Origin of the sequence: Pseudomonas anuradhapurensis (assembly GCF_014269225.2) — a bacterium.
Classification (GTDB): domain Bacteria; phylum Pseudomonadota; class Gammaproteobacteria; order Pseudomonadales; family Pseudomonadaceae; genus Aquipseudomonas; species Aquipseudomonas anuradhapurensis.
Genome location: NZ_CP077097.1, coordinates 833,816 through 846,930, shown reverse-complemented (window position 1 = coordinate 846,930; position 13,115 = coordinate 833,816). Strand labels below are relative to the sequence as shown.

At 62.8% G+C, this 13,115-nt stretch carries 15 protein-coding genes and 1 tRNA gene; 10 read left to right on the top strand and 6 right to left on the bottom strand.

The features are described from left to right. Positions 1-4 precede the first annotated feature (4 nt). The 7 genes from lolB (at position 5) to ychF (ending at position 5,074) form a co-directional block, all read left to right on the top strand. On the top strand, positions 5-622 hold the full coding sequence (lolB, locus tag HU763_RS03895) for a lipoprotein insertase outer membrane protein LolB (RefSeq protein WP_170028250.1): 618 nt from the start codon (positions 5-7) through the stop codon (positions 620-622). 3 nt (positions 623-625) lie between these two features. Next, the gene (gene ispE / locus HU763_RS03890) at positions 626-1,486 is read left to right on the top strand and encodes a 4-(cytidine 5'-diphospho)-2-C-methyl-D-erythritol kinase (protein WP_186689142.1); all 861 of its coding nucleotides are present in this window, start codon (positions 626-628) and stop codon (positions 1,484-1,486) included. 20 nt (positions 1,487-1,506) lie between these two features. Next, positions 1,507-1,581: transfer RNA gene (locus HU763_RS03885), tRNA-Gln, on the top strand. Between the two features lie 47 nt (positions 1,582-1,628). After that, complete coding sequence (locus HU763_RS03880; RefSeq protein ID WP_016391678.1) at positions 1,629-2,570, top strand: ribose-phosphate pyrophosphokinase; 942 nt, start codon at positions 1,629-1,631, stop codon at positions 2,568-2,570. A 121-nt stretch (positions 2,571-2,691) separates the two neighbouring features. Further along, entirely contained in the window at positions 2,692-3,285 is a 594-nt protein-coding gene (locus tag HU763_RS03875) for a 50S ribosomal protein L25/general stress protein Ctc (protein WP_087502895.1), read from the top strand. Between the two features lie 79 nt (positions 3,286-3,364). Beyond that, complete coding sequence (pth, locus tag HU763_RS03870; RefSeq protein WP_051095896.1) at positions 3,365-3,949, top strand: aminoacyl-tRNA hydrolase; 585 nt, start codon at positions 3,365-3,367, stop codon at positions 3,947-3,949. Positions 3,950-3,973: 24 nt separating this feature from the next. Beyond that, positions 3,974-5,074, top strand: coding sequence for a redox-regulated ATPase YchF (ychF, locus tag HU763_RS03865; RefSeq protein ID WP_186689144.1), 1,101 nt, complete (start codon positions 3,974-3,976; stop codon positions 5,072-5,074). 93 nt (positions 5,075-5,167) lie between these two features. Here ychF and HU763_RS03860 read toward each other — a convergent pair whose 3' ends face one another. Further along, a complete protein-coding gene (locus HU763_RS03860; protein WP_186689434.1) occupies positions 5,168-5,347 on the bottom strand; it encodes a hypothetical protein in 180 nt (59 codons plus the stop codon). A gap of 122 nt (positions 5,348-5,469) precedes the next feature. Here HU763_RS03860 and HU763_RS03855 point away from each other — a divergent pair, with 122 nt between their 5' ends. Beyond that, positions 5,470-5,940, top strand: coding sequence for an OsmC family protein (locus HU763_RS03855; protein ID WP_170028245.1), 471 nt, complete (start codon positions 5,470-5,472; stop codon positions 5,938-5,940). A gap of 59 nt (positions 5,941-5,999) precedes the next feature. Here HU763_RS03855 and HU763_RS03850 read toward each other — a convergent pair whose 3' ends face one another. Next, positions 6,000-6,470 (bottom strand): DUF3429 domain-containing protein, encoded by a 471-nt coding sequence (locus HU763_RS03850; RefSeq protein ID WP_225931923.1) that lies wholly within the window; start codon positions 6,468-6,470, stop codon positions 6,000-6,002. Further along, positions 6,467-7,027, bottom strand: a complete 561-nt coding sequence (folE, locus tag HU763_RS03845) for a GTP cyclohydrolase I FolE (protein WP_186689148.1) — start codon at positions 7,025-7,027, stop codon at positions 6,467-6,469. The genes HU763_RS03850 and folE overlap by 4 nt, the downstream gene beginning before the upstream one ends. Before the next feature lie 214 nt (positions 7,028-7,241). Here folE and HU763_RS03840 point away from each other — a divergent pair, with 214 nt between their 5' ends. Continuing rightward, a complete protein-coding gene (locus HU763_RS03840; RefSeq protein WP_170028243.1) occupies positions 7,242-7,457 on the top strand; it encodes a TIGR02450 family Trp-rich protein in 216 nt (71 codons plus the stop codon). A gap of 146 nt (positions 7,458-7,603) precedes the next feature. Next, positions 7,604-9,316, top strand: a complete 1,713-nt coding sequence (locus tag HU763_RS03835; RefSeq protein ID WP_186689150.1) for a SulP family inorganic anion transporter — start codon at positions 7,604-7,606, stop codon at positions 9,314-9,316. Positions 9,317-9,481: 165 nt separating this feature from the next. Here the strand turns inward: HU763_RS03835 and HU763_RS03830 are convergent, their stop codons facing one another. From HU763_RS03830 to HU763_RS03820, 3 genes are read right to left on the bottom strand one after another with little or no spacing between them, the layout of a single operon-like run. Next, positions 9,482-10,504: a DUF2955 domain-containing protein gene (locus tag HU763_RS03830; RefSeq protein WP_186689152.1), complete on the bottom strand. Its 1,023-nt coding sequence runs from the start codon at positions 10,502-10,504 to the stop codon at positions 9,482-9,484. Beyond that, the gene (locus HU763_RS03825) at positions 10,494-11,591 is read right to left on the bottom strand and encodes an HlyD family secretion protein (protein ID WP_186689155.1); all 1,098 of its coding nucleotides are present in this window, start codon (positions 11,589-11,591) and stop codon (positions 10,494-10,496) included. Before HU763_RS03825 ends, HU763_RS03830 begins: the two co-directional genes overlap by 11 nt. Further along, complete coding sequence (locus HU763_RS03820; protein ID WP_186689158.1) at positions 11,588-13,108, bottom strand: efflux transporter outer membrane subunit; 1,521 nt, start codon at positions 13,106-13,108, stop codon at positions 11,588-11,590. Before HU763_RS03820 ends, HU763_RS03825 begins: the two co-directional genes overlap by 4 nt. Positions 13,109-13,115 lie beyond the last annotated feature (7 nt).

Genomic DNA, 13,115 nt, shown 5'->3' with positions numbered 1-13,115 from the left:
CGCCATGTTCCTGCGCCATTGCATCACCTTCACCCTGATCGCCCTGCTGGCCGGCTGTGCCGGTTTCGGTAGCCGCGAGGCCCTGGAGGGCCACGGCAACCCGCAGCAGTGGCGCGCCCATAAAGAGCAGTTGAGCAGCCTCGATGGCTGGCAGATCAACGGCAAGGTCGGTATCCGCGCCCCGCGTGATTCCGGCAGCGGTACGCTGTTCTGGCTGCAACGCCAGGACTACTACGACATCCGCCTGGCCGGCCCATTGGGCCGTGGCGCCGCACGCCTGACCGGCCGCCCCGGTGGCGTGGTGCTGGAAGTGGCCAACCAGGGCCGCTACGAGGCCAGCAGCCCCGAGGCACTGCTGGAAGAGCAGCTGGGCTGGCAACTGCCGGTCTCCCATTTGGTCTGGTGGGTCCGCGGCCTGCCCGCCCCCGACAGCAAGAGCAAACTGACCCTGGACGGCGACAGCCGCCTGGCCAGCCTTGACCAGGATGGCTGGCAGGTACAGTACCTGAGCTACACCGAACAGAACGGCTATTGGCTGCCCGAGCGCCTGAAGCTGCACGGCAAGGACCTCGACGTTACCCTGGTAGTCAAGGACTGGCAGCCGCGCCAGCTGGGGCACTGACATATGCGCACGCTCACCCTGCCCGCTCCGGCCAAGCTCAACCTGTGGCTGCATATCATCGGCCGCCGCGCCGACGGCTATCACGAGCTGGAAACCGTGTTCCAGTTCCTCGACCACGGCGACGAGCTGAGTTTCGCCGTGCGTGACGACGGCGTGATCCACCTGCACACCGAGATCGAGGCGGTACCGCACGACAGCAACCTGATCGTGCGTGCCGCGCGCATGCTGCAGGCACAATCCGGCACGACGCTGGGCGCCGACATCTGGCTGACCAAGGTGTTGCCCATGGGCGGCGGCATCGGCGGTGGCAGCTCGGATGCCGCCACCACCCTGCTGGCCCTCGCCCACCTGTGGCAACTGGACTGGGACGAAGACCGCCTGGCCGCCCTGGGCCTGAGCCTGGGTGCCGATGTACCTGTGTTCGTGCGCGGCCATGCGGCCTTCGCCCAGGGCGTGGGCGAACAACTGACCCCGGTCGACCCGGTCGAGCCCTGGTATGTCGTGCTGGTGCCGCAAGTGTCTGTCAGCACAGCAGAAATTTTTTCACATCCGCAGTTGACACGTGATTCACTGCCCCTTAAGATGCGCCCCGTTCCCGAGGGAAACAGTCGAAATGACTGCCAACCGGTGGTAGAGCAGAGTTACCCGGAAGTTCGCAATGCGTTGAATTCTTTGGGCAAATTCACTGAAGCTCGACTAACCGGAACTGGAAGTTGTGTGTTTGGGGCCTTCCCAAGCAAAGCCGAAGCTGATAAAGTTCTGGCCCTTCTTTCAGCGACCCAAACAGGGTTTGTGGCGAAAGGAAGCAATATTTCGATGTTGCATCGCAAGCTGCAAAGTCTGATCAAGAAGTCGAGCGCATAAGCGTTCGCAGCAACAGATACAGGGGCGTCGCCAAGCGGTAAGGCAGCAGGTTTTGATCCTGCCATGCGTTGGTTCGAATCCAGCCGCCCCTGCCATTTTCCTTATACTCATCCAGGTTACCCTCAGCCTCCAGGTACTGCGCGTGTCCAAGATGATGGTCTTTACGGGGAATGCCAACCCCGATCTGGCTCGGCGTGTAGTACGTCAGCTGCATATCCCTCTCGGTGACGTCTCTGTCGGTAAGTTTTCCGACGGCGAGATCAGTGCCGAGATCAATGAAAACGTTCGCGGTAAAGACGTCTTCATTATTCAGCCGACCTGTGCCCCGACCAACGATAACCTGATGGAACTGGTAGTGATGGCCGACGCCTTCCGCCGCTCCTCAGCATCCCGAATCACCGCCGTGATTCCTTACTTCGGATACGCCCGCCAGGACCGCCGTCCGCGTTCGGCACGTGTAGCCATCAGCGCCAAAGTCGTCGCAGACATGCTCACTGTCGTCGGTATCGACCGTGTACTCACCGTCGACCTGCACGCTGACCAGATCCAGGGTTTCTTCGATATCCCGGTCGACAACATCTACGGCTCGCCCGTACTGGTCGACGATATCGAGGACCAGCGTTTCGAGAACCTGATGATCGTCTCCCCGGACATCGGTGGTGTCGTGCGCGCACGTGCCGTCGCCAAGTCCCTGGGTGTCGACCTGGGTATCATCGACAAACGCCGCGAGAAGGCTAACCACTCCGAGGTCATGCACATCATCGGCGACGTCGAAGGGCGCACCTGCATCCTGGTAGACGACATGGTCGACACCGCCGGCACCCTGTGCCACGCGGCCAAAGCCCTGAAAGAACACGGCGCTGCCAAGGTTTACGCCTACTGCACGCACCCTGTCCTGTCGGGCCGCGCGATCGAGAACATCGAGAAGTCGGTACTGGACGAGCTGGTGGTGACCAACACCGTTCCGCTGTCCGCCGCTGCTCAAGCCTGTGATCGTATCCGCCAGCTGGATATCGCACCGGTTGTGGCTGAAGCGGTACGCCGCATCAGCAACGAAGAATCGATCAGCGCGATGTTCCGCTAAGCGGAACACACGCTGACGAAAAGCGCCCCGCCCCAACACTGGTTGTTGGGGCGGGGCTTTTTTGCCATCCCCGTTGGCGCTGGTCGCAAACGCCCTCGGGGGGCTATTTTGGAGAAACAAAATGACCGAATTCACTCTGAACGCCCAAGCGCGTACTGACCTGGGGAAAGGTGCGAGCCGCCGCCTGCGTCACTCCGCGAACATCCCAGCCGTTGTCTACGGTGGTAACCAGGACGCTCAGTCCCTGACCATCCTGGCCAAGGAAATCACCAAGCTGTTCGAAAACGAGGCTGCCTTCAGCCACGTTCTGGAACTGAACGTCGACGGCGCCAAGCAAAACGTCGTGGTCAAGGCCCTGCAGCGCCACCCGGCCAAAGGCTTCATCATGCACGCCGACTTCGTTCGCGTCGTTGCTGGCCAGAAACTGACCGCCAAGGTACCGGTTCACTTCGTCAACGAAGAAGCCCCGGTCAAGAAAGGCGGCGAGATCTCCCACGTAGAAGCCGAGATCGAAGTTTCCTGCGAAGCCAAGGACCTGCCTGAGTTCATCGAAGTCGACCTGGCCAACGCTGAAATCGGCACCATCATCCACCTGTCGGACCTGAAAGCTCCGAAAGGCGTAGAGTTCGTCGCTCTGGCCCACGGTGATGACAAAGCTGTTGCCAACGTACACGCTCCACGCGTTGCTCCAGAAGCAGAAGGCGCTGCCGAGTAATCCACTCGCGCGCCGGCGTTGATCGGGTTACAGTGCCGCGCGCACTGTAACCCACCAACTCCAAGGAAGAGCCCCTGACGTGACCGCCATCCAGTTGATCGTCGGCCTGGGTAACCCCGGCCCCGAATACGAACAGACCCGGCATAACGCAGGGGCTCTTTTCGTTGAACGCATTGCCAGCGCCCAGCGTGTCTCGTTGACCGCTGACCGCAAATATTTCGGCCTGACGGCTAAATTCAGCCATCAGGGCAACGACGTTCGTCTGCTCATCCCCACCACCTACATGAACCGCAGCGGCCAGGCCGTGGCGGCCTTGGCCAATTTCTTCCGCATCAAGCCGGAAGCGATCCTGGTGGCGCATGACGAACTCGACCTGCCCCCGGGCGTCGCCAAGCTCAAGCGCGGCGGTGGCCATGGTGGGCACAACGGCCTGCGCGACATCATCGCGCAGCTCGGCAACCAGAACGACTTCCACCGCCTGCGGCTTGGCATCGGCCACCCGGGTGACGCCAAACTGGTCTCCAACTTCGTCCTGGGCCGCGCGCCGCGCGCCGAGCAGGAGAAGCTCGACGCCAGCATCGATTTTGCCCTCGGCGTGCTGCCGGACGTGCTTGCCGGCGACTTCGCCAAGGCGATGCGCGAGCTGCACAGCCAGAAGGCCTGATTTCCTTTAGAGAGGGGAATACCCATGGGTTTCAATTGCGGCATCGTCGGCCTGCCCAACGTCGGCAAGTCCACCCTGTTCAACGCCCTGACCAAGTCTGGCATCGCGGCGGAGAACTTCCCTTTCTGCACCATCGAGCCAAACAGCGGCATCGTGCCGATGCCCGATGCGCGCCTGAATGCGCTGGCTGAAATCGTCAAGCCCAACCGCATCCTGCCAACCACCATGGAATTCGTCGACATCGCCGGCCTGGTGGCTGGTGCTTCGAAAGGCGAAGGCCTGGGCAACAAGTTCCTCGCCAACATCCGCGAGACCGACGCCATTGCCCACGTGGTGCGCTGCTTCGAAGACGAGAACGTGATCCACGTTTCCAACAGCGTCGACCCCAAGCGTGACATCGAGATCATCGACCTCGAGCTGATCTTCGCCGACCTCGACAGCTGCGAGAAGCAGCTGCAGAAGGTTGCCCGCAACGCCAAGGGCGGCGACAAGGACGCCCTGGGGCAGAAAGCCATTCTCGAGCAGCTGATCCCGCACTTCACCGAAGGCAAGCCAGCGCGCAGCCTGATGAAGAACATGAGCGCCGAAGACAAGGCGGTCATTCGCGGCTTCCACCTGCTGACCAGCAAGCCGGTGATGTACATCGCCAACGTGGCCGAAGACGGCTTCGAGAACAACCCGCACCTGGACGTGGTCAAGGCCATCGCCGAGGAAGAAGGCGCGGTCGTGGTGCCGGTGTGCAACAAGATCGAAGCGGAAATCGCCGAGCTGGAAGACGGTGAAGAGAAGGACATGTTCCTTGAGGCCCTGGGCCTGGAAGAGCCTGGCCTGAACCGTGTGATCCGCGCCGGTTACGAACTGCTGAACCTGCAGACCTACTTCACTGCCGGCGTACAGGAAGTACGCGCCTGGACCGTGCGCGTCGGTGCCACCGCACCGCAGGCGGCCGGGGTTATCCACACCGACTTCGAAAAAGGCTTCATCCGCGCTGAAGTGGTGGCCTATGACGACTTCATCCAGTTCAAGGGTGAAAGCGGTGCCAAGGAAGCCGGTAAATGGCGCCTGGAAGGCAAGGACTACATCGTCAAGGATGGCGACGTGATGCACTTCCGCTTCAACGTCTAAGCGGCCGTTTGCAGTACTGACAAACCCCTTGAGGCCCATGGCTTCAAGGGGTTTTGTTTTGTGCGGCGCACGCGCTTTTGCACAGCCGCTGGCTCAGTGCCAGGTGATCTCCCCCGCCTCCCGGGCCGCTACCAGCTCAGCAAACGCCTTCGCCATCTGCATGTTATGCACACGGTTGACCAGCATGCCGATATCCGGCTCGCCTGCATTGCCACAAATGTACTCGTCGGGGGTGTCTTCAATCCCATGTAGCAACTGAATGGCAAAGAGCAATGCCTCGGGTGAGGGTATGTCTTTGACGAAGACTTGTGCTTATCTGAGTAGCCTGTAACCGTGTTCGCAAGCGCTATCGTCAGCGCTGCCCGCCATGCGGCGAGTCAACTCCAGGAGGAACCATGAAAGAACACCAGTATGAGGTCCAGGTGACCTGGACCGGCAACAATGGCAATGGCACGTCCAGCTACACCGCTTACGCCCGCGACTTCAGTGTCGAAGCCCCGGGCAAGGCGACTCTGGAAGGTTCAGCCGACCCGGCTTTTCGCGGTAACCCCCTGCGCTGGAACCCGGAAGACCTGCTGGTGGCCTCACTGTCGGCGTGCCACAAGCTCTGGTACCTGCACTTGTGCGCGGTAAATGGCGTGAATGTGCTGGCCTATGTCGACCAGCCCCTGGGACGCATGGTGGAAGGCGACGCTCAGGGCAAAGGCCGCTTCACCCATGTGCTGCTGCGCCCGCAGGTGACCATCAGCGCCGGCTCGAACCGTGAGCTTGCCTTGCGTTTGCACGAGGAGGCCCACCATGAGTGCTTCATTGCCAATTCGGTGAATTTCCCGGTCGAGTGCGAGGCGCTGGTGACGCTGGCTTAGAGGCCCGGGGCTAACGCTCCGTTTGCAGGCATGGCTTGGTGTCGCGATGGCACGTAGATTCAAATATCGCTGGTCAGAGCCATCGCGCCAAGCAGCAGGCAAATGCTCGCCACGGTGGTCAGCTGCAATCGCATCGGCAGGTACCAGCCTGGCACGACCTGCAGCAACTTCCGATCTTGCCAATAATGAAGGGCAAAGCCGCCAAGCAACATCAGGCAACCCAGGGAAACAGGCAGCAAAGTGCTGACCCAACCGAGCAACGCCGGCACGACGCTCCACATCAGCCGTTTGCGACGCTGCTCTGCGGGTAGCGCCGGCAGGGCCATCGCGAAGCCCCAGTGCAAGGCGCCGACGAAACTCAAAATGACGGCGCCATAGTTCACCAGCATCATCGCCCACCATGCTCGGTACTCGGGAAAAAAGACCACCAGCAGCATCAAGCCAACAAACGGCAGCAAGCCGCCATAACCGAGGATGGCAAAGCGCCTTGGCAATAACGTGCTAGACCCGCTCATCTGAATGCCTGTCATTTGTTTCGACCAATCAGTTGAAGAAACTCCTGGCGCGTCGTCGCCGAGTCGCGAAACACACCCAGCATCACGGATGACACCATCACCGAGTTCTGCTTTTCGACACCTCTCATCATCATGCACATATGCTTTGCTTCGATGACCACAGCCACCCCTGCCGCATCGGTGATGTCTTGTATGGCACAGGCAATTTGCCGGGTGAGGTTTTCCTGAATCTGCAGACGGCGGGCAAAGACATCGACCACGCGCGCGACCTTGGACAACCCCAGCACCCTGCCAGTGGGTAGGTAGGCAACATGCGCCTTGCCGATAAAGGGCAGCATGTGGTGCTCGCACAATGAATAAAGCTCGATATCGCGCACGACAATCATCTCGTCGTTCTGGGACTCGAACAGCGCTCCATTGATGACCTCTTCGATACTCAGCCTGTAGCCGTTGCACAAGTACTGCATGGCCTTGGCCGCGCGCTGGGGAGTGTCCAACAGCCCTTCTCGCTGCGGGTCTTCGCCTACTTCGAGCAGAATTTCGCGATAGTTTTCAGCTAACGAATGGGACATTTGGACTCCTCACCGCTACGGCGACGACCGAAAAATATGTACAAGATTGAATTCTTGTATAGGTTTTGTACAATTTAGCCGAAAGCCAGCAATAAGCAATACCCGCTCCGGCTTCGAGTACGAAATGTCGCCAGCAGCGTTTGCCGGCCCGGACCCGGCCGAGCGCAGAGCGTCACGAACCTCAACGTGAAGGTGATCAGGGGATCCACACCAGATGAACAGATTCAATCCGCGCAAGCTGGGGGCGTCCAAGTGGACGGCGTGCCAGCCTGTAAACCGGGAAAAGCACTTCATGGTGACCGAGCTGATTTGCGACGAAGACGGTACGCCTGTGCAGATTGAACTGGAGGCCGTCCACAGCCAACGCAAGCAAGTGCTCGACTGGCGAGAACTCAGGGATAGCCAACGCTGGAAATTCGGCTGGTGTTGAACACCCAGGGCGCCATCCGAGCTAGCAGCGAATGACGATAGGCAAGAAGCAGCTTCTTGCTGCCTTCTCGACATGGCAGCGTTTGCCAGCGGGCAGAAAAAACAGCATCTAAGCTGTGACTCAGCACTGTTCCCTCGGAGCGCACCATGGCGGAAAAGAACCGCTTCGACTGGCAACGCTGGTTACCCGGCCTGGTCACCCTGCTCCATTACCAACCCGCCTGGCTGCCCAAGGACATCGCTGCCGGCCTGGTGCTCACCACCATGCTGGTACCGGTGGGCATCGCCTACGCCGAGGCCTCCGGGGTACCCGGCATCTATGGCCTGTACGCCACCATCATCCCGCTGCTGGCCTATGCCCTGTTCGGCCCCAGCCGCATCCTGGTGCTGGGCCCGGACTCGGCGCTGGCCGCACCGATCCTGGCGGTGGTGGTGCAGTATGCTGCCAGCGACCCACAGCGGGCGATCGCCATCGCCAGCCTGATGGCCCTGGTCGCCGGGGCCTTCTGCATGATCGCCGGGCTGCTGCGCCTGGGCTTCATCACCGAACTGCTGTCCAAGCCGATCCGCTATGGCTACATGAACGGCATTGCCCTCACCGTATTGATCAGCCAGTTGCCCAAGCTGTTCGGCATCAAGGTCGATAGCCAGGGGCCGCTGCGTGACCTTTGGCAACTGGGCGAAGCACTGCTCGCCGGCCAAGGGCACTGGCCCAGCTTCATCGTCGGTGGCGGTAGCCTGCTGCTGATCCTGCTGCTCAAACCCTACAAGCGCCTGCCAGGGATCCTGATCGCCGTGGTCCTGGCTACACTCGCAGTGAGCCTGCTCGACCTCGAGCAGATGGGTGTCAAGGTACTTGGTCAACTGCCCCAGGGCCTGCCCAGTTTCGTGTTCCCCTGGGTCTCCGACATCGACCTGGTCGAAGTGGTACTGGGCGGCATTGCCGTGGCGCTGGTGTCGTTCGCCGATACCAGCGTGCTGTCGCGCTCCTATGCCGCGCGCATGAAGATGCCGGTCAACCCGAACCAGGAAATGTTCGGCCTGGGCGTGGCCAACCTGGCCGCCGGGCTGTTCCAGGGCATCCCCATCAGCAGTAGTTCGTCACGTACCCCGGTGGCCGAAGCGGCCGGCTCGCAGACCCAGCTCACCGGCATCATCGGTGCACTGGCGGTGACCCTGTTGCTGCTGGTGGCGCCCAACCTGCTGCAGTACCTGCCCAACAGCGCCCTGGCAGCGGTGGTGATAGCAGCCGCACTGGGGCTGTTCGAGTTCGCCGACCTCAAGCGCATCTTCCGCATGCAGCAGTGGGAGTTCTGGTTGTCCATCACCTGCTTTGTCGGGGTGGCGGTGTTCGGTGCGATCCCCGGTATCGGCATTGCCGTGGTGATTTCGGTGATCGAGTTCCTGTGGGACGGCTGGCGGCCGCATCATGCGGTGCTGGGCCGGGTGGATGGCACCCGCGGTTACCATGACGTGCAGCGTTATCCACAGGCCCGGCGCATTCCGGGGCTGGTGCTGCTGCGTTGGGATGCGCCGTTGTTCTTTGCCAATGCCGAGCAGTTCCAGAGCACGGTGATGGCGGCGGTGGACGCATCGCCTACCCCGGTGCAACGGCTGGTGATTGCGGCAGAACCGGTGACCAGTATCGATGTCACCTCGGCAGACATGCTCGCCGAGCTGGACCGGGCCCTGGAGGCGCGCGGGGTGGAGTTGCAGTTTGCCGAGATGAAAGACCCGGTGAAGGACAAGATGCGGCAGTTCGAGTTGTTCGAGCACATGGGGGAGACCGCGTTTCATCCCACCGTGGGGGCGGCGGTGGATGCTTATCTGGACGAGAGTGGGGTTGACTGGAAGCCCTAGTAGCAATGGAAGGTCTGCGCCCCCTTGTAGGAGCGGCCTTGTGTCGCGAAAGGGCTGCGAAGCAGCCCCAGCAATTTGTGCATCTGCGCTGAAAACCTGGGGCTGCTACGCAGCCCTTTCGCGACACAAGGCCGCTCCTACAACGTTTGAGCTGCGTCAGCGGGTTTACCCGCGAAGCAGGCCACGCTGTAGCCGAAGCCGGTCGATCCAGATGAGCATGGCACTGGCATATACCGACACCGCCAGGAACAGCGCCATGCGCACGGCAAAGGCGCGGTAGACATCCTGCCCACCGGCACTGTCCTGCACCGACTGCCCCAGCAATATCAGCATGGTCGTCAGGCAGCTCAGCCAATAGGCTGGGCCTTGCCGGTTGGGCACGGCCTGGTACATCCGCCGCCCCTGCCAAAGTGCGAACAGCAGCACCCACAGGAAAAACATCCACAGGTGCACGAACAGGCTCAGCGCCCCCCACATCAGGATCGCCAGCAAGCCGGCCAGCAAGGTCGAGCCAATCAGCTCCCGGCTGGCATGCCGTGCACGGGTCTCGCCAGCCTGTTGCCCAAGGCTTACCGCCTTCATGATCAGTGGCATGTACTGGTCCGGGGCGATCAATGCCAGCAGGAACGCTGGCATAACGATCAGCGTGGCACGCAGCGCCACCCAGCTGACCTGCTCACTGCCCAGCAACGGCGGCGCAGGTTGCGCCGGCGCATCGGCAGGTTCGGGAAACAGCACATGGGCCAAGGCCGTGCCAAGTACCGCCAGCAGCATACCCTTGGCCAACGCTTCGACCACCGACAGTGCCAGGGTGAAGTCGCTGGTACCGGCGGCAGCGATCATGGTCAGCCCGATCACCAGCAGGTTCGCCAGCAAGCCGTTGCCGCCCTTCAGGGCGTAGCGCAAGGTCAGGAAAACCCCCACGCCCACCAGCAACACCCCGCTCACCGGCGCATGGCGCAGCAGCGGAATCAGCAACAGCCCGCTGCCGCAACTGAGCAGCACCAGCAACGCCAAAACCGGTGCCGCACGCAGCGGCAAGGGCTGGCTGCGCATGGCCAGCAACAGTACCGCGAACACCGGCGCCAGGATCGGCACCGGCAGGCCGATGCCGAAACTCACCGCCAGGCACAGTGCCACGCCCCAGGCCAGGCGCAGGGCGTGCAGGCGGCGCAATTCAATAGGCATACGACAACCAGCTCATCAGCCACATGAACAGCCGGCCCAGCAGGTTCAACGGGTTACCTTCGCTGGGCAGGGCCATGACCTCGGCCTGCCCGCCAACCCGCAGCCCGCTCTTGTCCTGCAACTGGTCACGCTCAAGTTCGACGATGACCGGGAAGCGTTGCGCCGAACGCAGCCACTCGCGGCTGTTCTGCACGCTCGGCAGCGTACCCGGCGGGGTACTCTGGCCCACGCTCACACCGTAGCCGATGCTGCGAATGCGCCCCTTCAACACCGTGCCGGGCAGTGCGTCGAGCACCACCAGCACCGGGGTGTCGGGGCGCAGGCGGCCGAGGTTGTTCTCGGTCATGTCGGCACTTATCCACACGTCATGGATGGCGATCAGGGTCATCATCGGGCTGCCGGCCCCGACATAGTGGCCGACGTCGGTACGCAGGTCGGTGATCAAGCCGTTCGCATCGGCGCGCACCACGGTGCGTGCCAGGTCCAGGCGGGCCTTTTCCACATTGGCTGCGGCACTGCGCAATTGGGCGTTGTCATCCTGCCCTCCGCCCTGCTGCTCCCGCGCCCGCTCCACTTCGGCGCGGGCTGCAGCCACCTGGCTGATGGCTTGGTCGCGAGTGGCCTGGGCGCCTTCCAGGCGGCGCACCGACACCGTCCCCGGGTCTTCGTCGATCAGGCGCTTGAGCCGTTCGGCGTCCTGCCGCGCCTTGCGCTCGTTGGCCTGCGCCGCGAGCAACGCCGCTTGTGCCGAATCGATGCCAGCCGTGTGCGCGCCGATCTGCCGGCGCACCGCGTCCAGGTCGGCCTCGGCACGCGCCAGGGCGATGCGGTACTGCTCCTGGTCCAGCTCGAACAGCACATCACCCCGGCGCACTTCCTGGTTGTTGCCCACCGCCACACGCTTCACCTGGCCGGCCACCTCGGCACTGACCGGTATCACATAGGCCTGCAAGCGGGCCTGCTGGGTGTAGGGCGTGAAGCGGTCGGCCAGCAGGTACCAGAGCAGGCTCACGGCAATCAGCAGCAATACCCAGCGCATGCCGCGATCGGGGGCGGCTGGGGGCGGCGTCGGGGCGGCGTCACTCATTTCATTTCACCTTGTGCATGTGCGCTGGGGGCTGGCCCGTCGAGCAGTTCGCCCCAGTCGGTCCGTTGCTGCATCTGCTGGCGCGTGGCCGGGTCGATCGGCGTGCGGCTGGCGTCCCAACCGCCACCCAGGGCCTTGTACAAGGTCACCAGGCTGCTCACGGCATTGCCGCGGCTGACCAGGTAACCGTCCTGTTGCTGCAACAGCAGTTGCTGGGCATCGAGCACCCGCTGGAAGTCGGCGAAACCTTCGCGGTACTGCGAGCTGGCCAGGCTCAACGAGCGTTGCGCGGCCTGCGAGGCCTGCTCGCGAATGCGCGCGCTCTGCAGCGAGCGCACCAGCCCGCTGGCGGCATCGTCCGCCTCGCGCGCGGCTTCGCGCACCCCCTGGTGGTACAGCTCGATCAGTTGCTGCAAGCGAGCATCCTCCACGCGCACGGCGTTCTTGCGCCGGCCGTAGTCGAACGGGTTCCAGATCAGGCTGGGCCCGGCGGCAAGATCAAACGTGTCGGGCAGGTGACTGGCCGTGACGAAGCTCCAGCCAATGCTGCCCAGCAGGCTCAGCTGGGGATAGAGATCGGCCTCGGCCACCCCGACCAGCGCCGATTGCGCGGTCACTGCCTGCTCGGCGGCGCGGATGTCCGGGCGGCGCTGCAGCAGGTTGGCGGGTACGTCCTGCAGTACGGCACGGTCCGGCAACGGCAGCTGGCCGTGGCCTGCGTCCAGCTGCGGCAACGGCCCGGGTGGCCGGCCGAGCAGCGCACACAACACGTTGCGCAGGGCATTGAGCTGGTTGTGGAACTCGGGGATGGTGGCTTGGGTGGCCAGGTATTGGCTACGCGCCTGTTGCCAGTCGAGTTCGTCGTTTTCACCATGGCGGAACAGCCGTTCGGTAATGTCCAGGCTGCGCGCCTGGCGTCGGGCGTTTTCTTCGGCGATATCCAGCCGCGCCTCGGCAGTGCGCAGGGCAAAGTAGGTGTCAGCCACTTGCGCCCGCAACAGCAGCATGGCATCGGCGTAATTGGCCTGGGAGGCGAAGTAGGCAGCATCGGCACTTTCGATGGCGCGGCTGAAGCGCCCCCAGAAGTCGATTTCCCAGCCGATGTCGAAGCCTGCGCTGGATTGCCAGAACACCGAGTCGCGGGCGTTGGCGCTGCCGGACTGGTCCTGCTTCAGGTACAGGCTCTGGGCACGTAGTTGCTGCAGCTGTGGATAACGCCCGGTCTGCACGATAGCCAGCTGGGCACGGGCTTCAGCGATGCGCAAGCCAGCCACGCGCAGGTTGGTGTTGTTGGCATCCGCCTCGGCAATCAGGGCGTCCAGCGCCGGGTCGGCGAACACCGCCCACCACTGGCGCAGGTCGGGCGCGCTGGCCTGCTGCCCGGCCTGCTTCAGCAAAGGAGTATCCCACGTGTGCAGCCAGGGGTCCTGCAGCGGCTGGAAATCCGGGCCGACCTGGGTGCAGCCGGCCAACACGGCAACCAGGCTCAGTGCACAACCGTAGACGCGTCCGGGCATGGCAATC